We start from the raw sequence: 23,255 nt of genomic DNA, 5'->3' as shown, positions 1-23,255 counted from the left end.
AGGGCTGGGGTGAGGGCAACAGGCTACTCGAGATCCCCCCCGTTACTCGCAATCACCTTCTTATACCATCCGAACGATTTCTTGCGTTTCCGCTCCAGTGTGCCGTTCCCGGCGTCGTCGCGATCGACGTACACAAACCCGTAACGCTTGCTCATCTCACCGGTTGAGGCCGAGACAAGGTCAATGCAGCCCCAGGTGGTGTAACCCATCAGCGGCACGCCGTCCTCAATCGCATCGCCCATCGCGCGGATATGCTCGCGCAGATAGCTGATGCGGTAGTCGTCGTTAATCTCGCCGTTTTCATCAACGACATCTTTCGCCCCCAGGCCGTTTTCCACCAGGAACAGCGGCTTCTGGTAGCGGTCGTACATCATGTTCATGGTGATGCGCAGTCCGAGCGGGTCGATGCCCCAGCCCCATTCGCTCACCTGAATGTGCGGGTTGCGCAGAGATTTGACGATGTTCGCCGCATTGGTGTTGTTTGCGTTCATATCCGCCGAGGCACAGCGCGAGGCGTAATAGCTGAACGAGACAAAATCGACGGTATTTTTCAGCAGTTCGTCATCGCCCGGGTCTTTAACAATCACGACGCCTTTCTCGCGGAACACGCGGGCAGAATAGGCCGGATAGCTGCCGCGCGCCTGCACGTCGATAAAGAACAGGTTCTCGCGGTCTTTCTCCAGCGCCATCCACACGTCTTCCGGCTTGCAGGAGTAGGGGTAGAAGTTACCGCCCGCCAGCATGCAGCCGACCTGGTTTTCCGGGTTCACCTCGTGAGCGATTTTGGTCGCCAGCGCGCTCGCCACCAGTTCGTGGTGCGCGGCCTGGTATTTCACCTGGTCTTCGTTTTCGCCTTCCTCAAACACCAGCCCCGCGCCGGAGAACGGGCTGTGCAGCATGATGTTGATTTCGTTGAAGGTCAGCCAGTATTTCACCAGCCCGTTAAACTCCTCGAAGCAGGTGCGGGCGTAGCGGGCAAAGAAATCCACCATTTTGCGGTTGCGCCAGGAGCCGTACTCCGTCACCAGGTGCATCGGCACGTCGAAGTGGCAGAGGGTTACCAGCGGCTCGATGTTGTACTTTTTGCACTCCTCGAACACCGCGCGGTAGAAGGCAATGCCCTCTTTGTTCGGCAGCGGCTCGTCGCCGTTCGGATAGAGGCGGCTCCAGGCGATCGAGGTGCGGAACACCGTAAAGCCCATCTCCGCCATCAGGGCTATGTCCTCTTTGTAGCGATGGTAAAAATCAATCGCCTCGTGGCTCGGGTAGAATTCGTCGTCACGCAGCGAAAAACGCTTTTCCTTACCAAGCTTCACCGCAAGGCGGTTCGCGCCGTGGGGGATCATATCGACCGTCGTCAGCCCTTTGCCGCCCTCACGGTAAGCGCCTTCACTCTGGTTGGCGGCAAGCGCGCCGCCCCATAAAAATCCTTGTGGAAAAACAGACATTCTTACCTCGCTTTCAATTTATGCTTTTGCTGCGTTGTTCTGTACCGGTGCGGTCTGCAGGGCGCGCGCTTTTTCGGCGTCGTCTTCGACCGGAATATCCTCAAAGCCCAGTATCAGGGTCAGAACAAACGACAGCACCACTGCCAGACCCATCACGCCAAACACCCAGACGATGGTCATCGGGTTCGCCGGGTCGAAGAACTGTACGCTGGTAAACAGCCCCGGTGCCGCCATCGAGTGGCTGGCAAGACCCGCGATACCGGCAACCGCGCCGCAGATAAAGCCGCTGATCAGGCTAGCAATCAGCGGGCGTTTCAGACGTATTGCGACGCCGTACAGGGCCGGTTCAGAGATCCCCGCCATGATGGCGGAGGCCGCCGCCGCCAGCGCCGTCTGGCGCAGCTCCGGGTTTTTGGTTTTCCACGCCACCGCCAGCGACGAACCGCCGAGCGACAGGTTGGCGCCAATTTCCGACGGCATCACCATCCCTTCCTTGCCCGTCTCGGCAATGGTTTGAATGATGGTTGGCGTAAACACGCGGTGCATGCCGGTCATGACCAGCAGCGGCCACAGCGCGCCCATGATGGCCACGGAGAGCCAGCCCAGATAGCCGTGAATGGTGTAGACCAGCGCGGAAATCGCACTACCGATCCAGATGCCCAGCGGGCCAATCAGCACGATGGCGAGCGGGGCGGCAATCAGCACGATCAGCATCGGCTTGAGGAAGTTTTTCGTCACCGCCGGGGTAATGCGATCCACCCAGCGCTCGATGTACGACAGGCACCAGGTCATCACCAGCGCGGGGATGACGGTGTAGGTGTATTTCACCGCCGTCACCGGGATAAACGCGAACTCAACGTGCTCGCCCTGCGCGGCTTTCGCCATCAGCTCGATAAAGCTCGGGTGCACCAGCACGCCCGCAATGGCTATCGCCAGCGACATGTTGGTTTTGAATTTCACCGCCGCCGAGGCCGCCACCATCAGCGGCAGGAAGAAGAACGCGCCGTCGCCGATGACGGTCAAAATGGTGAGCGTCGGCGCGCCTTTGGGCAGCACGCCGGTCATCTCAAGGATCATCGCCAGCAGCTTGACCATCGAGCCGCCGATGATCGCCGGGATCAGCGGGGACATGGTGCCAATCAGCGCGTCGAGGATCCCGGCGCCAATGCGGCGCAGCGTCAGCTTTTGCGGGCCTTCCGGCACCACGGGCTGCAGGTCAGCGGGCAGCAGGCTTACCACCTCGCGGTACGCCTGGGAGACGGTATTGCCAATAATCACCTGGCACTGGTTGTCGTTGCGCACCACGCCGAGCACGCCGCTGATGCTTTTCAGGCGCGCGGCGTCGGTGAGGGTTTCGTCTTTCAGAACGAAACGCAGTCGCGTCATGCAGTGGGTGACGGCGACGATGTTCTCTTTGCCGCCCAGCGCGCTGATAACGTCGTTCGCCAGCGCAGCGTAATTTTTGGCCATCGGATGTGATCCTGTTATCGTTGTGTGAAATGTAGGAAACCGGTTCCACATAATCATCATGAGTTTTTATGAATGAAACAAGATCGCTTTTTGACCATTTTTTTATTTCGTGACGCCGATCACCAGCAGGAACCCAAAGCGTGATGTCGCCGCTGCGACAATTTTTCTGCAGTGCAGTACACTGCGCACCATCAGATTCAGACGGAATAACAACATGACCACGATGCTTGAAGTGGCGAAGCGGGCAGGCGTTTCGAAAGCGACGGTATCCCGGGTGCTATCGGGCAATGGCTATGTCAGCCAGGAGACCAAAGATCGGGTGTTTCAGGCCATTGAAGAGAGTGGCTATCGCCCAAATTTGCTGGCGCGCAACCTGGCGACCAAACGCACCCAGACGCTGGGCCTGGTGGTGACCAACACCCTTTATCACGGCGTCTACTTTAGCGAACTGCTGTTTCACGCCGCGCGCATGACGGAGGAGAAAGGGCGGCAGTTGATCCTCGCGGACGGCAAGCACAGCGCCGATGAAGAGCGCGAGGCGATCCAGTATCTGCTCGATATGCGCTGCGACGCGGTGATCATCTATCCGCGTTTTCTGAGCGTGGAAGAGATGGATGCGATCGTCGAGAAGTGCGAGCAGCCCATTATGGTGCTCAACCGCCGCCTGCGGAAAAACAGCAGCCACAGCGTGTGGTCCGATCATAAAGCCTCCAGCCAGGACGCGGTGTCACAGCTGATTGCGAAAGGGCATCGTGAGATCGCCTTTATCACCGGCTCGCTGGATTCTCCCACCGGGGTTGAGCGTCTCTCCGGCTATAAGGACGCGCTGGCGCAGCACGGTATTCCGCTGCGCGAGGGGCTGATTGCGCAGGGGAAGTGGAACCCCGCCAGCGGCGCGGCGGCGGTGTCCGAACTGCTTGCTCGGGGTGAGCGCTTTACGGCGCTGGTGGCGAGCAATGACGATATGGCCATCGGTGCCATGAAGCAACTGCACGACAGCGGCGTGGCCACGCCGGACGCAGTGTCGGTGATCGGTTTCGACGATGTGGCCATCGCGCCTTACATTGTGCCGTCGCTCTCCAGCGTCCGCATCCCGGTAACGGAGATGATCAAAGAGACCATCAGCCGCCTGATCTTTATGCTCGACGGCGGTGAGTTTAAATATCAGCAAATTTTCTCCGGCGAGCTTGTCCTGCGCGACTCGGTTATTGACGGCCCGCACCGCTGATGTCGACAGCCGTCATCGTCATAAGTGACGATGACGGCACCGCTTTAATTTTTAAAATTAAATAAAATCAATAAGTTAATTATTGGCACGGTTTATGAATATCTCCGCGCATAACTGTAATGCTGGAGAAGCAGATGAACCGTTTTATTATGGCCGATGCCAGTAAGTGTATTGGTTGCCGTACCTGTGAAGTGGCGTGCGTGGTTTCCCATCAGGCGGAGCAGGACTGCGCGTCGCTTACCCCTGACACCTTCCTGCCGCGCATCCACGTCATCAAAGGCGTGAATATTTCCACCGCCGCCATCTGTCGCCAGTGCGAAGACGCACCGTGCGCGAACGTCTGCCCGAACGGGGCGATTAAACGCGAGAAAGGCTTTGTGCACGTGATGCAGGAGCGCTGCATTGGCTGCAAAACCTGCGTGGTCGCCTGCCCGTATGGCGCGATGGAGGTGGTGGTCCGTCCGGTAGTGCGCAACAGCGGTATGGGGCTGAGCGTGCGCGCGGACAAAGCCGAAGCCAACAAATGTGACCTGTGCTACCACCGCGACGCCGGCCCGGCCTGTATGGAAGCCTGCCCGACGCACGCGCTGGTCTGCGTGGATCGCGACAAGCTTGAGCAGATGAGCGCCGAAAAGCGCCGTCGCGCGGCGTTCGACACCTCGTCATCACTGCTGTTCTGAACCGTATGAGCAGCAACGGCGTTCAGCTGCGGGTGCGCGGCAAAGTGCAGGGCGTCGGGTTTCGTCCCTTCGTCTGGCAGCTGGCGCAGGCGCTTCAGTTGACCGGTGACGTCTGCAATGACGGAGAGGGCGTGCTGGTGCGCCTCGCGGGTAATGGGGGGGCCTTTACCGCGAGGCTGCATCAGGACTGCCCGCCGCTGGCACGCATTGACCGCGTGGAAGCGCAGCCGTTTACCTGGGCGCGCGTGCCGGAGGTCTTTACCATCCGCCACAGCGCGGCCGGGACGATGGACACCCAGATTGTCCCCGATGCGGCGACCTGCCCGGCGTGTCTGGCTGAGATGGGCGACCCACGCGAACGCCGTTATCGCTATCCGTTTATCAACTGCACCCACTGCGGGCCGCGGTTTACCATTATCCGCGCCATGCCCTACGACCGCCCGGCCACGGCAATGGCGCCGTTCCCGCTCTGCGGGCCGTGTGAAGCCGAGTACCGCAATCCTGCCGACCGCCGTTTTCACGCCCAGCCGGTCGCCTGCCCGGACTGCGGGCCCGCGCTTATGTGGCGTGCGGGCGACATGACAGCTGAGCGCGACGCTGCGCTGCGCGCGGCGGTGGCGATGCTGAAAAGCGGCGGTATTGTCGCCGTCAAAGGGCTGGGGGGCTTTCACCTCGTCTGCGACGCGCGGAACCCGCAGGCGGTCGCGACGCTTCGGTCACGCAAGCAGCGGCCCGCGAAGCCGCTGGCAGTGATGATCCCGCATGCGGATGACCTGCCGGAGACGGTTCAGACGCTGCTACGCTCACCCGCCGCACCCATTGTGCTCACGCCAAAAGCCTGGCTGCCCGCGTTCCCGGAAGGTATCGCACCCGGTCTGGATTCCGTGGGCATCATGCTTCCTGCGAACCCGCTGCAGCACCTTCTGATGATGGACTGCCAGCGCCCGCTGGTGATGACCTCCGGCAACCTCAGCGGCAGACCGCCTGCCATCACCAACCGGCAGGCGCTGGATGAGCTCAGCGGCATCGCGGACGGTTTCCTGCTGCATAACCGCGATATTCTGCAGCGGATGGACGATTCGGTGATGGATCGGGACGGTGCGATGCTGCGCCGCGCGCGCGGTTTTGTGCCCGATGCCATCACGCTGCCTGCCGGGTTCGACAATATCCCCGCCATGCTGTGCACCGGGGCGGAGATGAAAAACACCTTCTGCCTGGTGCGTGGGAATCAGGCGGTGCTGAGCCAGCATTTTGGCGATCTCCGTGACGAGGGGGTGGAAGCGCAGTGGCGTTCCGCGCTGTCGGTGATGCAGGACATTTACGCCTTCCAGCCGGCGCGCGTGGTGTGCGATGCCCATCCGGGATATCGCGCTCGTCAGTGGGCGCAGGCGCAGGCGTTGCCCCTTGAAGAGGTACACCACCATCACGCCCACGCCGCGGCGTGCCTGGCCGAAAACGGCTGGCCGCGCGATGGAGGAGACGTTATCGCCCTGACGCTGGACGGGATCGGCATGGGGGAAAACGGCGCGTTGTGGGGCGGAGAGTGCCTGCGGGTCAGCTATCTCGACTATGCGCATTTGGGTGGTCTGCCTGCTGTTGCGCTGCCGGGCGGCGATCTGGCGGCCATGCAGCCGTGGCGTAATCTGCTCGCCCACTGTCTGGCGTTTGTACCCGACTGGCAGCAGTACCCGGAAACCCATGCGGTTCAGCGCCAGAACTGGCCGTTGCTGGCGACGGCGATCCAGCGTGGCATCAACGCGCCGCGAGCTTCTTCCTGTGGTCGCCTGTTTGACGCGATTGCCTGTGCGCTCGGCATCGACACGCAGCGTTACGAAGGGGAAGCGGCCTGTCGGCTGGAAGCCCTGGCATCGCAGTGCACGGGTGTCGACCATCCGGTGACGCTGGAAGTGGATAACCTCGCGCTTTTCTGGCAGCAGTGGCTGAGCTGGCAGGCGGAACCCTGCGCGCGCGCCTGGGCGTTTCACGATGCGCTGGCAAAAGGGCTGGCGGAGCTCGCCGCGTTTCATGCCCGGCGCCTGTCGCTTTCGACAATCTGTCTCAGCGGCGGGGTATTACACAACCGTCTGCTGCGCGCGCGTCTGCGTCATTATCTTTCTGACTTTACGCTTCTTTTTCCTTCGCGCCTGCCCGCAGGTGACGGAGCGATCTCCTTCGGGCAGGCGGTGGTCGCCGCTGCCCGGTCATGTTTACAAAGGACTAAAAATGTTACGACTGTTACGCAATGAACCTCGCGCCGCGCTTCTGCTGCTGGCTCTGGTAATGGCAAACCTGCTGGCCTGGGGATGGGCATGGCACACCTTTAGCGGCAGCACGGCGCTGATGGCGGCAAGCCTGCTGGCGTGGTGCTACGGACTGCGTCATGCGGTGGACGCTGACCACATTGCAGCCATAGATACCGTGACGCGTAAGATGATGCAGCAGGGCAAACGCCCGTCCGGCGTGGGGGCGTGGTTCTCGCTGGGCCACTCCACCATCGTGGTGCTGGCCTCCATTGCCATCGCCGCTACCGCCACGGCGTTTCAGAAGAACATGGCGTGGTTCCACGAAACCGGCAGCCTGATTGGTACCGCCGTTTCCGCGACCTTCCTGCTGGCGATGGCGCTGGTGAATATGGTGATCCTGCGCGGCGTCTGGCGCAGTTTTCAGGCGCTGAAACACGGCAGGCCCGTGCAGGACAATATCACGCTACCTGCTCAGGGCGGGGTAATGAACTGGTTGTTTGGCAAGACCTTCCGCCTCGTCAATAAAAGCTGGCAGATGTACCTGGTTGGCTTCCTGTTTGGTCTCGGCTTTGATACGGCCACCGAGATCGGCGTGCTGGGGATCTCTGCCGCCAGCGCGTCCAGCGGGATGTCGGTGTGGTCAATCATGATCTTTCCGGCACTCTTCGCCAGCGGCATGGCGCTGGTGGATACCCTCGACAACCTGCTGATGGTCGGCGCCTACGGCTGGGCGTTTAACAAGCCGCAGCGCAAGCTCTACTACAACATGACCATCACCGGCACCTCCGTGGTGGTGGCGCTGTTTATCGGCGGGCTGGAAGCGCTGGGTCTGCTGATGGATAAATTTGCCCTCAGCGGCGGCCTCTGGGATCTGATTGGCGCGGTGAACGACAATCTGGGCAACGCCGGGTTTGTCGTCGTGGGTCTGTTTGTCGCCTGCTGGCTGATTTCCATGGCGAATTACCGCTGGCGCGGCTACGACGCGCTGGTGGTACGTTCCTGAACGCCCCAGCCCGGTGGCGCTACGCTTGCACGGGTCTGCATGTAGGCCGGGTAAGCGCAGCGCCACCCGGCAATACGAGGGTTAAGCAGGGAGCGATTTCAGCAGGGCGAAGGCCTCTTTCATCCTGTCTTCACTGACGACAAAGGCGCGCATCTGACCGTCATTATCCGTACCGCGCGCCACCATGCCCTGCGGCGAAAGGGCAATCTGCCAGTCCAGATCCTGACGCTGCGTTTCGCCGGCGAGATGCAGCGGTAATTCCGGCGTTTTCACTTTGACCAGCATGGCGGGTAATTTCACCGGCGTAGTGCCGCCGAGCAGGTTTTTCGCCAGAGACAGCGCGCTTAATTGAATCGGCTGTAAAAAGGGCAGCACCTGGCCGTTAATTTCCGCGCAGTCGCCCAGGGCATAAATGTCCGGCTGAGTGGTTTGCAGGTAGCAGTCTACCTTCACGCCGCGGTTAATTTCGGCGCCTGCGCGGTGCGCCAGCGCCGTTTCCGGGCGCAACCCTGTCGCTGCAATCACCACATCCACTTCCACGCTGCGGTTGCGGTCGAGCGTTACACGTATGCCGCTGCCGGTTTTGCTCAGGCTCTGCAGCTGCGATTTCAGCAGCAGATGGACGCCCATGTAGGTCAGATGATGCTGTAAGCGACTGCTCACTTCAGCGGGCATCAGCGCCGACAGAATGCTCGCCGCGTGGTCGACCAGGGTGACGGATTTACCCGCACGGCAGAAATCCATCGCCAGTTCGGTGCCGATCAGCCCGCCGCCGACAATCATCACCCGCGTGGCGTCGCGAAGCTCCGTTTCACTGGCCTGATACGCCTGCTGGCTGTTGAGCGTGACCATCAGCTCGCGGCCCTCAACCGGCGGCACAAACGCAGAGGCACCCGTGGCCAGCACCAGCTTGTCGTACTGCCAGGTTTTATCTTTCGCTTTCACCAGACGGGCGTCGGCGTCGATATCGGTGACCCAGGTGTACGGAAACAGACGCAGGTTAAACTGTTCTGCGAACGCCCCCGCCGTCTGGCGGGTGAGATCGTCGGCGCGCTGATTCTGGCTCATGACGTGGCTTAAATCAGGCTTGTTGTACTCGTCCATGCTGTCGGCGGCGATCACCGTCAGCGGCACGTTAGCATCCTGTTTGCGGATATTTTTCACCAGCTGACGGGCGGCAAAGCCCGAGCCGATAATGACGATACCGTGGCTCATTTTGCCTCCGTTGCCAGTTCATCAAAGACGTCTTTCCCGAGGGAACATTCCGGGCAAAGGAAGTTGTCCGGCACCTCACTCCACGGCGTGCCCGGGGCGACATCCTGCAGCGGCTCGCCCCGTTCCGGGTCGTAAATCCACTGGCATACGCTGCACTGCATGCAAGGACCGAGGTCGGCAGCGGCGGCTTCAGCTATGGCTTCCGGCGCAACCGCCGCGGCAGGGGCGATTTCCGGCAGCGGTGCGAGCGCCCAGTGAAGGGCGATGTCGCGGCCGTGCTGGCGGCAGATTTCCAGGGCGTCGATATCCGGCCGCCATTTCGCTTTCAGGCTCATCGACATCTCAAACCCTGCATCCTGTAAACGGGTGGAAAGGCGGTCGACCGCGCCGCCGCTCCAGCCGTGGGAGCCAAAGGCGCTGGCGCGCTTGTTGCGAAAACGCAGGCCAGTCATCTCTTCGACCAGACCGGCAATCTTCGGCATCATCACGTTGTTCATGGTGGAGGTGCCCACCAGCACGCCCTTAGAGCGGAAAACGTTGGTTAATACCTCGTTTTTATCACTGCGCGCCACGTTGAAGATTTTCACCGCCACGTTCGGGTCCACTTCGTTGATGCCCTGGGCAATGGCGTCCGCCATCATGCGGGTATTGTTGGACATGGTGTCGTAGAAGATCGTGATGCGGTCTTCCTGATAATCCGCCGCCCATTTCAGGTACAGCTCGACGATTTGGGTTGGGTTTTCACGCCACACCACGCCGTGAGAGGTGGCAATCATCTCCACCGGCAGGTTAAAGCCGAGGATCTCGGTGATTTTTGGCGTCACCAGGCGGCTGAACGGGGTAAGGATGTTGGCGTAGTAACGCTGGCACTGTTCGAACAGCTCGGTCTGATCCACTTCGTCATTAAACAGGCGTTCGTCGCAGTAGTGCTGGCCGAAGGCGTCGTTGCTGAACAGCACCGCGTCGCCGGTCATGTAGGTCATCATGCTGTCCGGCCAGTGCAGCATGGGCGTTTCCACGAAGATCAGCTGCTTGCCGTTGCCGATATCCAGCGCGTCGCCCGTTTTCACGGTGTGGAAGTTCCACTCCGGATGGTGGTGGTGACCGTTGATCGAGTCGATGGCGTTGGTGGTGCAGTAGATCGGAGTGTCCGGAATATACGACATCAGCTCGGTCAGGGCACCGGCATGATCCTCCTCCGCATGGTTGATGATGATGTAGTCGATGGCATTCAGGTCGATTTCACCGCGCAGGTTCTGCACGAACTCGCGGCTGAACTTGTGATCGACGGTATCGATCAGCACGTTTTTTCCTTCGCGGATGAGATAGCTGTTGTAGCTGCTGCCGCGCAGCGTTTTATATTCCGTCCCGTGGAAATCGCGCACTTCCCAGTCACGTTGACCCACCCAATGAATGTTATTTTTAACCAGAATAGACATAGCAAACCTCAGCGTAATATCGCGTTTTTCAAATAGGATGGTTTGCTTATATCAAGCTGCGTGCCAACTTTTAATTTATTGATTTTTATAAATTAAAATTTTTATGATCCGTAATGGGTAGTCATTTTGACTATCAAAAGTAGTGTCATTATGACAATATGCATTGTCAAAATGACAGCGAGGCAGACATGAGCTTTTCCGTAGACGTGCTGGCGAAGATCGCCATTGAGCTGCAAACCGGTATCGGCCATCAGGACCGCTTTCAGCGGTTGATCTCCACGCTGCGCCACGTGCTGGCGTGCGACGCCTCGGCGCTGCTGCGCTACGAAGGGCGGCAGTTTATCCCCCTGGCAATCGACGGCCTGGCGAAGGACGTGCTCGGGCGGCGCTTTACCCTTGAAGGCCATCCACGTCTGGAGACCATTGCCCGCGCGGGTGACGTGGTGCGTTTCCCAGCGGACAGCGATCTGCCCGACCCGTACGACGGGCTGATTCCAGGCCAGGAGAGCCTGAAGGTGCACGCCTGTATTGGCCTGCCGCTGTTTGCCGGGCAAAACCTGATTGGCGCGTTAACCCTCGACGGCATGTCGCCGGACCAGTTCGATACTTTCAGCGATGAAGAGTTGCGCCTCATTGCGGCGCTGGCTGCTGGGGCGCTTAACAACGCGCTGCTGATTGGACAGCTGGAGAGCCAGAATATCCTTCCCGGCAGCCCGGCGGCGTTTGAGCAGGTGGCGCACACGGAGATGATTGGCCTCTCGCCGGGCATGGCGCAGCTCAAAAAAGAGATTGAGATTGTTGCCGCGTCCGATTTGAACGTGCTGATCTTCGGGGAGACCGGCACCGGCAAGGAGCTGGTGGCGAAGTCGATTCATGAAGCGTCGCCGCGCGCGGTCAATCCGCTGGTGTACCTCAACTGCGCCGCGCTGCCGGAAAGCGTGGCGGAAAGCGAATTGTTTGGTCACGTCAAAGGGGCGTTTACCGGCGCCATCAGCAACCGCAGCGGCAAGTTCGAAATGGCCGATAACGGTACGCTGTTTCTGGATGAAATAGGCGAGCTTTCCCTGTCGCTACAGGCCAAACTTCTGCGCGTATTGCAGTACGGCGATATTCAGCGCGTGGGGGAGGACCGCAGCTTAAGAGTGGATGTGCGCGTGCTGGCGGCGACCAACCGCGACCTGCGTGAGGCGGTGCTGGCCGGGCAGTTCCGCGCCGACCTGTTCCACCGCCTGAGCGTGTTCCCGCTTACCGTGCCGCCGCTGCGCGAGCGCGGGGACGACGTGGTGTTACTGGCGGGCTATTTCTGCGAACAGTGCCGTCTCAGGATGGGGCTTTCCCGCGTGGTGTTAAGCCCGGGGGCGAGGGCGCATCTGCTGAGCTACGGCTGGCCGGGCAACGTGCGCGAGCTGGAACACGCGATTCACCGCGCGGTGGTGCTGGCGCGAGCGACGCGTTCGGGTGATGAAGTGGTTATACATGCCCGGCATTTTGCGCAGCATGATGAAACCGCACCCACGATTGCCCATGCAGCTCCGGAGATAACGAGCGAAAACCTGCGTGACGCGACAGAGGCGTTTCAGCGTCAGATGATTATCCGCGCGCTGGATCAGAACAACCGCAACTGGGCGGCGTGCGCCCGGGTGCTGGAGATGGACGTCGCCAACCTGCACCGGCTGGCGAAGCGTCTCGGGCTGAAGGGTTAGATAATCCCGGCCTGATAGAAATCCTGCAGGTTGATGGCGCCGCACAGCCTGCCGGTGTCATCCACCACCGGTGCGGCGGTGATTTTGCGCTTCATTAGCACCTCTTTGGCTTCAATGGCGCGGCTCTCGGCGTTCAGCGTCAGCCCGCCCTGGGTCATGGCGTCCGACACTTTGGTTTCCAGCTTGCCACCGCCCACCAGCCAGCGGCGCAGGTCGCCGTCAGTGAATACGCCTTTGACGTACCCGTCGTCATCGCACACCGCAACCAGCCCCAGACCGGTGCGGCTGAGCTCCAGCATCGCGTCCATGACGCTGGTATCGAGTTTGACCTGCGGAATCGCATCGTCAGTGCGCATCAGGTGGTGAACCTTGTTGAGCAGGCGTGCCCCGAGCGCCCCCGCCGGATGCGAGCGGGCGAAATCTTCTTCGTTAAACCCACGCGCCTGCATCACCGCCATCGCCAGCGCGTCGCCCATCATCAGGGTATTCACGGTGCTGGAGGTCGGGGCGAGGTGCATCGGACAGGCTTCACGCTCAACGGAAATATCCAGCGTCGCTTTGGCGGCCAGCGCCAGCGGCGAGCGGGATTTCCCGGTCATCGCCAGCAGGGCAACCGATTTTTCCTGCAGACGCGGAATAATGAGATCCAGCTCTTTGGCCGAACCGGAGTAGGAGATAAACAGCATCACGTCGCGGCTCTCAATCATTCCCAGATCGCCGTGCAGCGCTTCTGCAGGATGCACGAAGAAGGCCGGGGTGCCGGTGCTGGCCAGCGTCGCGGCAATCTTTTTGCCGATGTGGCCGGATTTACCGATGCCCGCCACGATCACTTTGCCTTCGCAGTGGATAATGGTGTTGGCGGCGCGGACAAAATCCTCGCCCAGACGTTCCGGCAGGCGGCTGGCTTCCTGCAGCTCCAGCATCAGCGTCTGGCGGCCCGTTTCTAACAGAAAATCACTCATCTCTCTCTCCGGTTACGATCACGTCGATGCCTTTCTCTTCCAGCGCTTTCCTGAACGCCGGATCGATACCCGCGTCGGTAATCAGCTTGTCGACGCTTTCCAGGCTACAGACAATGTTGGGGCTTTTGCGGCCAAACTTCGACGAGTCTGCCATCAAAATCACTTCCCGCGCGGCGTTGCACATGGCTTTACTCACGCTGAACACTTCGTTGAACGTCGTGACGCCCGCGTTCAGATCGATGCCGTCGGTGCCCATGAACAGTTTATCAAAGCTGAAGTGGTCGAAGGCGTTCTCCGCCAGCTGTCCGTGAAATGAGGCGGATTTTTTGCGGAAGGTCCCGCCGGGCATCAGGATGGTCTGCTCGCTGTCGAACTCCGACAGGGCGTTGACGATATGCAGGCTGTTGGTCATCACCGTGATGTTGTTAAAGCGGCTGAGCAGCGGGATCATCTGCAGGACGGTGCTGCCGGCGTCAAGGATAATGGAGTCGCCATCGTGGATAAATTTCACCGCCGCTTCGGCAATCAGCGCTTTCTGGTGGGTGTTGATCAGCGTTTTGTGGTCGATAGGCGGGTCCGCTTCGTCTTTATTGAGCACCACGCCGCCGTAGGTTCGAATGACGGCGCCAGAGTTTTCGAGCAATACGAGGTCCTTGCGTATCGTCGTGCCGGTGGTGTCAAAGTAGTGGGCCAGATCCTCTACCGAGCATTTTCCCTGCTTTTGCAGATGTTCGAGAATGGCCGCCTGCCGCTGACGAGGTTTCATAGGCGCTTCGTTCCTTAGGTTGCGAAATGATAATTTCGCAAGTCTATAGCTTTCACAACGAAATTATCCATGTTTCAGATTAAGCGCTAATGATAGTGCATTCTGACAGAGTGGATCATGGGGAAAGATCACATCAGGCTGTAATTCCTGCAGCGAAATGCCGTTGATTGCCTGGATTTTCACCGGACGGGCAAAGACGGTCATGCCGCGCATGATGAGGGAATCGCAGACGTTATTGTTTTCATCCAGCGCAATAGCCACGACGACGCGTGGTTTAAAGCGTCCGCCGGAACGTCCGACGCCCACGCGGCCTTTCTGGCACAGGGCGTCAAACGCGCGGTTAAACTGGTGGATTTGCCAGCCGCCGAACGCCATCTGGCAGAGCCAGGCGAGGGCGGCGACGGTGATGAGTGTGGTAACCATATCTGCTCCTTTAATGGCCGGGTGGCGGCTGCGCCTTACCCGGCCTGCGGGGATGGTAGCCCCGGTAAGCGCAGCGCCACCGGGGAATGAACTCAGAACATCACCTGCCCGCCAGTGACGTTAATCGACTGTCCGGTGCAGTACGAGGCTTTCGGGCTGGCGTAAAACAGCAGCATGTTCAGCACGTCCTGGTAATCGCACCCGCGCTTGAGCGGCACTTTATCGATGTAGTACTGCTCCACTTCTTCCGCTTTGATGCCGAGCTTGGTGGCGTACTGCGGCAGCAGGGACTGGAACATCGGCGATTTCAGCAGGTTGCCCAGCATCAGCGAGTGAACGGTAATGCCGTATTCGGCCAGATCCAGCGCCAGAGACTGGGTCAGCCCCACGCCGCCAAACTTCGCCGCGCTGTAGCCGGAGTTATGCTTGCTGCCCACTTTCCCCGATTTAGAGTTGATCTGAATGATGCGCCCCTGAATGCCGTCGCGGATCATCAGACGGGAAAACTCGCGGGCACAGAGGAAATAGCCCACCAGATTGACCTGCAGCGAGCGGTCAAAATCCCCCAGCTCGAAATCGCTGATAAAGGCCGCTTTCGCAATTCCCGCGCTGTAGACCAGCAGGTCGGTACGGCCAAAAATCTCGTCCACGCCGCGGGCCAGCGCCATCACGCTCTGCTCGCTGGTGGCGTCGGCGCCAAACCCGTACGCCATTCCTTCACCAAACTCGGTATTGATGGTGTCCGCCACGCGGGCGGCTTTTTCACTCTGGATGTCCACTACCGCCACGCGGTAACCCTCTGCGGCAAGCCCACGGCAGAGGAACTCGCCTAAGGTTTGTCCCCCACCAATGACAACGGCAACCTGACTCATGTCTATCTCCTTAATTACGCAACAAATTTTAACGTGCAGCCTGGGGTGACAGCCTGCGGAACCGGACCCGTTACGTGAACCGTGCCGGGATATTCCGCCTGCGGCTGGCCGTCGAAACGCAGGGTGATGTGGCCCAGCTCGCGCAGGTTTTGTTCTGCGACGTCGCCGACGGCGGTCACGGCATAGCGCACCTCGCCCAGCTCCAGCTGGCTCCCGGCCTTCAGCTCACCATTCAGCTCGCCGTGGCAGTGAATGAAGCAAAACTCTTCGATATCAGCAGGCGCCCCTTCGCGAAAGGTGATCAGCATCTGGTCGCTCAGCGCGTCGGCGGCGCTCTGGCCGATACGGGTAATGGTGGTCTGGTAAATCACGGTCATGGCAGGTACCTCTTATTGATAAATAAAGCCGGAAACAAACCAGGCAATCAGCACCGTTGGCGCGCCCGTCAGGAAGCGGCTGACCAGCACGGACGGCACGCCCACGCGCACGGTGTCCTGGCGCGCTTCGGCCAGCGACAGCCCCACCGGGATAAAGTCGCACGCCGCCTGGGCGTTAATGGCAAACAGGGCGGGTAGGGCGAGGTGCGGGGGAATGTTCCCCAGACCAATCTGCACGCCAATCAGCACGCCGATGACCTGAGCAATCACCGCGCCCGGGCCGAGGAACGGCGACAGCAGCGGGAAGGAGCAGATCAGCGCCAGCGTCACCAGCCCAAGCGGGTGGCTGGCGAGCGGGGCAAGGCCATGTGCAATCCAGTCGCCCAGGCCGGAGGCCATGATGATGCCGATCAGCGCCGAGACGAACGCCATAAATGGCAGAATGGTCTTCAGCACCGTGTCGATGGTGTCGCGCCCGGACTGGAACAGCACCGCCACGGCGGAACCCATGCCCATCCCGACTTTCGCCAGCAGGCCATCGCTCTGCTCGGTAATTTTCTTGCTGGTGTCGTACTCGCGCGGAGCCGCTTTTTGCGGTGCAGACGTCCCCTTCACCAGGGTGATGTTGTCTTCCTTGACGCCCGAGACATAAATGTCTTCGAGGATGTACTGCGCCAGCGGGCCGGATTTCCCGGTGGAGTGAATATTTACCGTCGGAATGCGGCGCTTCGGATAGATGCCGCAGCGCAGCGTGCCGCCGCAGTCGATCACCGCCACGCCGATTTCCGCCTCCGGTGGTTCTCCTTCCTTGAAGCCGTCGACCGCTTCCCAGCCCGTCAACTCGCGCAGCCTGTCGACGATCGCCGGGCGGGTACCCGCGGTGATGTAAACAATCTTTTTGCCTTCGGTGGCGTCGAACTCCAGCGGGCCGCCCCAGCCGCCCGTGCCTTTCTCAATGCGGATCCGGTTCATGCTGTGGCTCCTGAAAGATGGACCTTCTGTTCAAGCTGGATGCCCATTTTTTTCTCGAAAATAGCGGTGGTGAGGTCGGTCACCCAGCCGCGGAAGAAGTTGGTGACCAGACCGACCAGCAGGTAGCTCACCGCCAGCGGGCCGAGCGGCAGGCCAAGCGTGGTAAGGCCGCTGGCGATCCCGAGATAAACGAACAGCTCGCCGGGGTTGATGTGCGGGAACAGGCCGTTCATCGAATGGCAGCTGTAGGAGGCGGCGGCGTAATAGCTCGGCTTGTACTTCTCTGGCATAAAGCGGCCGAGGCTTAAGGTCATCGGGTTGCAGAACACGAAGGTGCCGATAAAGGGCAGTATCAGGTAGCGGGACAGCGGGTTTCCGGCGCAGCGCTGGGCGAAGCGTTCAATACGCTGTTGCCCGATAAAGTTAATCAGCGCGTTCATGATAACCAGCAGGCTGATCAGCAGGGGCAGGATCCCGGTCACCATGCCGGTGAACACTTCTCCGCCTTTCTGAAACAGCCCGATGAACCACTCGGCGCCATGGGTGATGGTTTCTATCATTCTTCTCTCCTGTAGGGCGTTTGTTTTTGTCTATCTGCGGCTAATAATAATCACTTTGAAAGGTTTTAAAGTGTTAGTTAGATCTCACAATGAAAGAAAAATGTATTATTTTGAAAGTTAATTGACGTGGTGAATGATTTTCGGGGGAAAAAAGCACGGATTTGCGTTGGGGAGGTGCGTACCGCTTCCTTGAGGTGTTGCGGATGCTTTACCATACTGGGTTCTTATCGAACCCGTTAAATGGATGTCTCATGTTCAAGCGTCGTTATGCAGCGCTGTTGCCTGCGCTTATTCTGCTGTCTGCCTGTAGTAGCAAACCTAAGACCGAAGCCGTTCAGCAAACGGCGGGCGCGCCTTCCGGAGGATTCCTGCTGGAGCCGCAGCACAATATGATGCAGATGGGCGGCGACTTCGCGAATAACCCGGAGGCCGAGCAGTTCATCGATAAAATGGTGAGCAAACACGGCTTTGACAGACAGCAGCTGCACGAAATTTTGTCTCAGGCCAAGCGTCTGGACTACGTGCTGCGCCTGATGGACAGACAGGCGCCGACGGCCCAGGTGCCGAGCGGGCCAAACGGGGCGTGGCTGCGCTATCGCAAACAGTTCATTACCCCGGACAACGTGCAAAACGGCGTGGCGTTCTGGAATCAGTATGAAGAGGCGCTCAACCGCGCGTGGCAGGTGTACGGCGTACCGCCTGAAATCATCGTCGGGATTATCGGCGTGGAAACCCGCTGGGGCCGCGTGATGGGCAAAACCCGCATCCTTGACGCGCTGGCGACCCTCTCCTTTAACTATCCGCGCCGCGCGGAGTATTTCTCTTCCGAGCTGGAAACCTTCCTGCTGATGGCGCGTAACGAACAGGACGATCCGCTCGATCTGAAAGGGTCGTTTGCCGGCGCGATGGGTTACGGCCAGTTTATGCCGTCGTCCTATAAACAGTATGCCGTCGACTTTAACGGAGATGGCCATATCAACCTGTGGGATCCGGTGGATGCCATCGGCAGCGTGGCGAACTACTTCAAAGCGCACGGCTGGGTGCCGGGCGGCCAGGTGGCGGTGCAGGCGAACGGTCAGGCGCCGGGGCTGGAAAACGGCTTCAAAACTAACTACAGCATTTCGCAGCTGACCGCGGCAGGCTTAACGCCAACGCAGCCGCTGGGCAATGCACAGCAGGCGAGCCTGCTGCGTCTGGATGTCGGAACGGGCTATCAGTACTGGTACGGACTGCCGAACTTCTACACTATCACCCGCTATAACCACAGCACCCACTATGCGATGGCCGTATGGCAGCTGGGGCTGGCGGTATCGCAGGCCCGCGTGCCGGCGGCGTCACCGTTTAGTCAGTAAGTTATCCCGGCGGGTAGGCCGGGTAAGGCAACGCCGCCACCCGGCATGGCTGCGCACACGGTGCGGCCTGATGCCCTCTCCCATGGGAGAGGGCGTTTTGCAGAAACATTTCGCCACACTCCCTTTTCAAACCTGCCATTTACATCTTAACCACCTTTCATTATTGTTATGTTATAACATTTAAGATGGTGTCGAGATGTCAACGTTCCTTTTTTCTCTGTCTGCTCCGGTTCGGCTTTTGCTGGCGCTGGTGCTTATTGTCTTTCTCGGGCTGGCCGTGCGCTGGGCGGTGGCGTTGCCATGATTGTGATGAATGAACTGGTCGCGGGTTATGAACGCCAGCCCGTTACGCGGCCCCTCTCGGGCACGATTGCGCGTGGAAGTATGACTGCGATTGTCGGCGCTAACGGCTGCGGGAAATCTACCTTACTGAAAACGCTCGCCGGGTTTATCCCGCCCGTAAGCGGCAGTTTTCGCTGGCAGGGAAAGCGTCCGGTAATCGGCTGGCTGGCACAGCGCCACGCGCTGGAGGCGCAGTTTCCGCTAACCGTTCGGGACGTGGTAAGCATGGGCTGCTGGCCGGGCATTTCGCTGTTTTCCGGGTTTCGCCGCGAAACGCGGCTGCGCATTGCCAGCGCGCTTGAGCGCGTCGGGCTGGAATCCATGGCGTTATCCACCATCGATGAGCTCTCCGGCGGCCAGTTCCAGCGCATGCTGTTCGCCCGCGTCCTGGTGCAGCAGGCGCCGCTGGTGATGCTGGATGAGCCCTTTACCGGGGTCGATGAGGCCACCTGCAACGTGCTGATGGATGTGATGTTGGAGATGTATATGCAGGGGCAAACGCTGCTCGCGGTACTGCACGACAGTGAGCGGGTGTCGCGCCACTTCCCGCAGACGTTACGGCTGGATGCTGACGTTCCTCAATGGAAAACCGGGCGGGTGAGGGTGGCATGATCTGGCATCTCTTTTTTCAGCCGTTTATCGAGTACGGCTTTATGCGTCGCGCGCTGGTGGTTTGCCTGGCGCTCTCGGTCAGCACCACCGCGCTTGGCGTGTTTCTTCAGCTGCGCAGAATGAGCCTGATGGGCGATGCCCTTTCTCACGCCATTTTACCGGGCGTCGCCGTGGGATACTTGCTCAGCGGCATGTCGCTGCTGGCGATGAGTATCGGCGGTTTTATCGCGGGCATTACCGTGGCGCTGCTGGCCGGTCTGGTCAGCCGACGCACGCCGCTTAAGGAAGATGCCAGCTTTGCCGGGTTTTATCTTGGCTCACTGGCGTTGGGGGTTACGCTGGTGTCGCTTCGTGGGTCGAATGTCGATCTGCTGCATTTGCTGTTTGGCTCCATCCTCGCCGTGGACAACGACGCCGCGCTGTTTGTCACGGGCGTGTGCATGTTCACCCTTATTGTGCTGGCGATGTTCTATCGCGGGCTGGTTACCGAAGCGTTTGACACCGGCTGGCTACAGGTGAACGCCCGCTGGCTGCCCGGCCTGCTGCACGGACTGTTTCTGGCGCTGCTGGTCCTTAACCTGGTGGCCGGTTTTCAGGTGCTCGGCACGCTGATGGCCGTTGGTCTGATGATGCTGCCGGCTGTGGCAGCTCGCTGCTGGGTACGCACGCTACCGGCGTTACTTCTGATGACGGGCATCAGCGGTATTTTCTGCGCATGGCTGGGGTTGAGCCTCTCCTGGGCGATGAGTCTTCCGGCCGGGCCATCCATCGTGCTCACCGCCAGCGCGCTGTTCTTTATTTCCATTTTATTGGGTACGCGAAGCAGGCTCGCTGGCAGTCTGCGGGCGTATTTTTAACGCAAGGGGAAACGATGAAACGTACAGGATTAGCAGTGGCGCTCGCGCTGGGGATGATGTCGCACGGCGTGATGGCGAAAACGCTGAATGTGGTCACCAGCTTTTCGATACTGGGGGATATCACCCAGGAGGTGGGCGGTGACCATGTGAAGGTGACGACGCTGGTGGGGCCGGACGGCGATCCGCATACCTTCGAGCCGTCGCCGAAAGACAGCGCGGCGCTGAGCAAGGCCGATGTGGTGGTGGTGAACGGCCTGGGGCTGGAGGGCTGGCTTGACCGTCTGGTGAAAGCCTCCGGGTTCAAAGGACAACTGGTCGTTGCCTCAACCGGGGTGAAAACCCACACGCTTGAGGAAGATGGAAAGACCGTGACCGATCCGCACGCCTGGAACAGCGCGGCGAACGGGGCGCTGTATGCACAAAATATTCTGAACGGGCTGGTGAAAGCCGATCCGCAGGACAAAGCCGCGCTGGAAGCCTCCGGTAAACCCTATATCACGCAGCTTAACCAGCTGGATAGCTGGGCCAAAACGCGCTTTAGCCAGATCCCGCAGGCGAAGCGTAACGTGTTGACCAGCCATGACGCGTTCGGCTATTTCAGCCGTGCCTACGGCGTGAGGTTTATGGCGCCGCAGGGACTGTCCTCCGAGAGCGAGGCCAGCGCGGCGCAGGTTGCTGAGATTATCAATCAGATCAAAGCCGACGGCGTAAAAACCTGGTTTATGGAAAATCAGCTCGATCCGCGTCTGGTGAAGCAAATTGCATCAGCGACGGGCGCGCAGCCGGGGGGCGAGCTTTACCCCGAAGCGCTGTCGGCCAAAGGCGGGGTGGCAGACACCTACGTTAAGGCGTTTCGCCACAATGTGAATACGCTCGCCAACAGCATGAAATAACTTTTCCACGGCCGGTGCGCCCGCACCGGCTTTTTTCTGAAGCACCCTCGTAAAACCCGAAGCGCATCCCCACATCTGACGAGAAAGTGCTATCTTGTGCAGCACGTTTTTCTGATGCCTGGAGCGAGAATGACTGACCATGAATTGATGCAGCTTAGCGAGATAGTTGGCCTTGCGCTTAAGCAACGTGGGGCGACCCTTACCACCGCTGAGTCCTGCACCGGCGGCTGGGTGGCGAAAGCGATTACCGATATTGCCGGCAGTTCCGCCTGGTTTGAACGCGGATTTGTGACCTACAGTAACGAAGCTAAAGCACAGATGATTGGCGTGCGCGAATCCACGCTGGAACAGCACGGCGCGGTCAGCGAACCGGTGGTCATCGAGATGGCGATTGGCGCGCTCAAAGCGGCGCGTGCTGATTTCGCCATTTCCATTAGCGGCATCGCGGGGCCGGACGGCGGCAGCGACGTGAAGCCTGTCGGCACCGTCTGGTTTGGTTTTGCCACCGCGAAAGGTGAAGGGATCACCCGCCGGGAGTGCTTTAGCGGCGATCGCGAAAGCGTGCGTCGTCAGGCAACCGTTTATGCGTTAAAAACGCTCTGGCAACAATTTCTACAAAACACTTGATACTGTATGACCATACAGTATAATTGCACCAACAGAACAGAAATCCACGGTGAAGCACAGTCGCTTCTCCCGGCATGACAGGAGTAATAATGGCTATCGACGAAAACAAACAGAAAGCGTTGGCGGCAGCACTGGGCCAGATCGAAAAGCAATTCGGTAAAGGCTCCATCATGCGCCTGGGTGAAGACCGTTCCATGGATGTGGAAACCATCTCCACCGGTTCGCTTTCTCTGGATATCGCGCTGGGCGCTGGCGGTCTGCCTATGGGCCGTATCGTAGAGATCTACGGGCCAGAGTCCTCCGGTAAAACCACCCTGACGCTGCAGGTCATTGCCGCAGCACAGCGCGAAGGTAAAACCTGTGCGTTTATCGATGCCGAGCACGCGCTGGACCCTGTGTATGCCCGTAAGCTGGGCGTCGATATCGACAACCTGCTGTGTTCTCAGCCGGACACCGGTGAGCAGGCGCTGGAAATTTGTGACGCGCTGGCGCGTTCTGGTGCTGTTGACGTTATCGTGGTCGACTCCGTTGCTGCACTGACGCCAAAAGCGGAAATCGAAGGTGAAATCGGCGACTCTCACATGGGCCTCGCGGCACGTATGATGAGCCAGGCGATGCGTAAGCTGGCGGGTAACCTGAAGCAGTCCAACACGCTGCTGATCTTCATCAACCAGATCCGTATGAAAATCGGCGTGATGTTCGGTAACCCGGAAACCACGACCGGGGGTAACGCCCTGAAATTCTACGCTTCTGTCCGTCTGGATATCCGCCGTATTGGCGCGGTGAAAGAGGGTGAGAACGTCGTCGGTAGCGAAACCCGCGTCAAGGTTGTGAAGAACAAAATCGCTGCGCCGTTCAAGCAGGCTGAGTTCCAAATCCTCTACGGCGAAGGTATTAACTTCTTCGGTGAGCTGGTTGACCTGGGCGTGAAAGAGAAGCTGATTGAAAAAGCGGGCGCCTGGTATAGCTACAACGGTGACAAGATTGGTCAGGGTAAAGCGAATGCCATCTCCTGGCTGAAAGAGAACCCGGCTGCGGCGAAAGAGATCGAGAAGAAAGTGCGTGAGCTGCTGCTGAACAACCAGGACTCCACGCCAGATTTCGCGGTTGATAGCGCGGATGCTGAAGAAACTAACGAAGACTTTTAATTCTTTCGTTTAACAATGAAGGGCTGCTGATGCGGCCCTTTTTGCATTTCTGAATCAGCAGGT

The 23,255-nt window shown here is 59.5% G+C and carries 22 protein-coding genes; 11 read left to right on the top strand and 11 right to left on the bottom strand.

The window, feature by feature from the left end; all coding sequences use genetic code 11:
• Positions 1-23 precede the first annotated feature (23 nt).
• Positions 24-1,448 carry a 6-phospho-beta-glucosidase gene (locus V1572_RS20400; RefSeq protein ID WP_045908509.1) on the bottom strand — a complete coding sequence of 475 codons (1,425 nt, stop codon included), beginning with the start codon at positions 1,446-1,448 and terminating at the stop codon, positions 24-26.
• An 18-nt stretch (positions 1,449-1,466) separates the two neighbouring features.
• Positions 1,467-2,918 (bottom strand): PTS cellobiose/arbutin/salicin transporter subunit IIBC, encoded by a 1,452-nt coding sequence (ascF, locus tag V1572_RS20395; RefSeq protein WP_251894900.1) that lies wholly within the window; start codon positions 2,916-2,918, stop codon positions 1,467-1,469.
• 214 nt (positions 2,919-3,132) lie between these two features.
• Here ascF and V1572_RS20390 point away from each other — a divergent pair, with 214 nt between their 5' ends.
• The 4 genes from V1572_RS20390 (at position 3,133) to V1572_RS20375 (ending at position 8,072) form a co-directional block, all read left to right on the top strand.
• Entirely contained in the window at positions 3,133-4,146 is a 1,014-nt protein-coding gene (locus tag V1572_RS20390) for a LacI family DNA-binding transcriptional regulator (RefSeq protein ID WP_251894901.1), read from the top strand.
• A gap of 134 nt (positions 4,147-4,280) precedes the next feature.
• Positions 4,281-4,826: an electron transport protein HydN gene (gene hydN, locus V1572_RS20385; protein WP_029739520.1), complete on the top strand. Its 546-nt coding sequence runs from the start codon at positions 4,281-4,283 to the stop codon at positions 4,824-4,826.
• A gap of 5 nt (positions 4,827-4,831) precedes the next feature.
• The gene (hypF, locus tag V1572_RS20380) at positions 4,832-7,072 is read left to right on the top strand and encodes a carbamoyltransferase HypF (protein ID WP_395299542.1); all 2,241 of its coding nucleotides are present in this window, start codon (positions 4,832-4,834) and stop codon (positions 7,070-7,072) included.
• Complete coding sequence (locus tag V1572_RS20375) at positions 7,050-8,072, top strand: HoxN/HupN/NixA family nickel/cobalt transporter (RefSeq protein WP_395299541.1); 1,023 nt, start codon at positions 7,050-7,052, stop codon at positions 8,070-8,072. The genes hypF and V1572_RS20375 overlap by 23 nt, the downstream gene beginning before the upstream one ends.
• 81 nt (positions 8,073-8,153) lie before the next feature.
• On the opposite strand, the gene norW is transcribed toward V1572_RS20375, so the two are convergent.
• A complete protein-coding gene (norW, locus tag V1572_RS20370; protein ID WP_395299540.1) occupies positions 8,154-9,287 on the bottom strand; it encodes an NADH:flavorubredoxin reductase NorW in 1,134 nt (377 codons plus the stop codon).
• On the bottom strand, positions 9,284-10,726 hold the full coding sequence (gene norV / locus V1572_RS20365) for an anaerobic nitric oxide reductase flavorubredoxin (protein WP_395299539.1): 1,443 nt from the start codon (positions 10,724-10,726) through the stop codon (positions 9,284-9,286). Before norV ends, norW begins: the two co-directional genes overlap by 4 nt.
• Before the next feature lie 188 nt (positions 10,727-10,914).
• Here norV and norR point away from each other — a divergent pair, with 188 nt between their 5' ends.
• Positions 10,915-12,429, top strand: coding sequence for a nitric oxide reductase transcriptional regulator NorR (norR, locus tag V1572_RS20360; protein WP_395299538.1), 1,515 nt, complete (start codon positions 10,915-10,917; stop codon positions 12,427-12,429).
• On the opposite strand, the gene gutQ is transcribed toward norR, so the two are convergent.
• From gutQ to srlA, 7 genes are all read right to left on the bottom strand, one after another.
• Positions 12,426-13,391, bottom strand: coding sequence for an arabinose-5-phosphate isomerase GutQ (gutQ, locus tag V1572_RS20355; RefSeq protein ID WP_008499559.1), 966 nt, complete (start codon positions 13,389-13,391; stop codon positions 12,426-12,428). The two genes, norR and gutQ, sit on opposite strands and share 4 nt — an antisense overlap.
• Entirely contained in the window at positions 13,384-14,157 is a 774-nt protein-coding gene (locus V1572_RS20350) for a DNA-binding transcriptional repressor (RefSeq protein WP_021241949.1), read from the bottom strand. The genes gutQ and V1572_RS20350 overlap by 8 nt, the downstream gene beginning before the upstream one ends.
• A 63-nt stretch (positions 14,158-14,220) precedes the next feature.
• Complete coding sequence (gene gutM / locus V1572_RS20345) at positions 14,221-14,580, bottom strand: transcriptional regulator GutM (RefSeq protein ID WP_262802301.1); 360 nt, start codon at positions 14,578-14,580, stop codon at positions 14,221-14,223.
• 92 nt (positions 14,581-14,672) lie between these two features.
• A complete protein-coding gene (srlD, locus tag V1572_RS20340) occupies positions 14,673-15,452 on the bottom strand; it encodes a sorbitol-6-phosphate dehydrogenase (RefSeq protein ID WP_023294411.1) in 780 nt (259 codons plus the stop codon).
• A gap of 14 nt (positions 15,453-15,466) precedes the next feature.
• Entirely contained in the window at positions 15,467-15,829 is a 363-nt protein-coding gene (srlB, locus tag V1572_RS20335; RefSeq protein WP_277717989.1) for a PTS glucitol/sorbitol transporter subunit IIA, read from the bottom strand.
• Positions 15,830-15,841: 12 nt separating this feature from the next.
• Positions 15,842-16,801, bottom strand: a complete 960-nt coding sequence (locus V1572_RS20330; RefSeq protein ID WP_039025237.1) for a PTS glucitol/sorbitol transporter subunit IIB — start codon at positions 16,799-16,801, stop codon at positions 15,842-15,844.
• Complete coding sequence (gene srlA, locus V1572_RS20325; protein WP_003862164.1) at positions 16,798-17,361, bottom strand: PTS glucitol/sorbitol transporter subunit IIC; 564 nt, start codon at positions 17,359-17,361, stop codon at positions 16,798-16,800. Before srlA ends, V1572_RS20330 begins: the two co-directional genes overlap by 4 nt.
• Before the next feature lie 251 nt (positions 17,362-17,612).
• Here srlA and mltB point away from each other — a divergent pair, with 251 nt between their 5' ends.
• From mltB to recA, 6 genes are all read left to right on the top strand, one after another.
• Positions 17,613-18,713 (top strand): lytic murein transglycosylase B, encoded by a 1,101-nt coding sequence (gene mltB / locus V1572_RS20320; RefSeq protein WP_395299537.1) that lies wholly within the window; start codon positions 17,613-17,615, stop codon positions 18,711-18,713.
• Between the two features lie 300 nt (positions 18,714-19,013).
• The gene (locus tag V1572_RS20315) at positions 19,014-19,667 is read left to right on the top strand and encodes a metal ABC transporter ATP-binding protein (protein WP_196346645.1); all 654 of its coding nucleotides are present in this window, start codon (positions 19,014-19,016) and stop codon (positions 19,665-19,667) included.
• A complete protein-coding gene (locus V1572_RS20310; protein ID WP_395299536.1) occupies positions 19,664-20,524 on the top strand; it encodes a metal ABC transporter permease in 861 nt (286 codons plus the stop codon). Before V1572_RS20315 ends, V1572_RS20310 begins: the two co-directional genes overlap by 4 nt.
• A 14-nt stretch (positions 20,525-20,538) precedes the next feature.
• On the top strand, positions 20,539-21,417 hold the full coding sequence (locus V1572_RS20305; RefSeq protein ID WP_048029245.1) for a metal ABC transporter substrate-binding protein: 879 nt from the start codon (positions 20,539-20,541) through the stop codon (positions 21,415-21,417).
• Positions 21,418-21,546: 129 nt separating this feature from the next.
• Positions 21,547-22,044 (top strand): nicotinamide-nucleotide amidase, encoded by a 498-nt coding sequence (pncC, locus tag V1572_RS20300; protein ID WP_045908520.1) that lies wholly within the window; start codon positions 21,547-21,549, stop codon positions 22,042-22,044.
• An 89-nt stretch (positions 22,045-22,133) separates the two neighbouring features.
• Complete coding sequence (recA, locus tag V1572_RS20295; RefSeq protein ID WP_024907698.1) at positions 22,134-23,192, top strand: recombinase RecA; 1,059 nt, start codon at positions 22,134-22,136, stop codon at positions 23,190-23,192.
• The last annotated feature ends 63 nt before the right edge of the window (positions 23,193-23,255 follow it).

The sequence above is a fragment of the Enterobacter quasiroggenkampii genome, assembly GCF_043972695.1.
Lineage (GTDB): Bacteria > Pseudomonadota > Gammaproteobacteria > Enterobacterales > Enterobacteriaceae > Enterobacter > Enterobacter quasiroggenkampii.
This window is presented reverse-complemented; position numbering and strand designations above follow the sequence as displayed.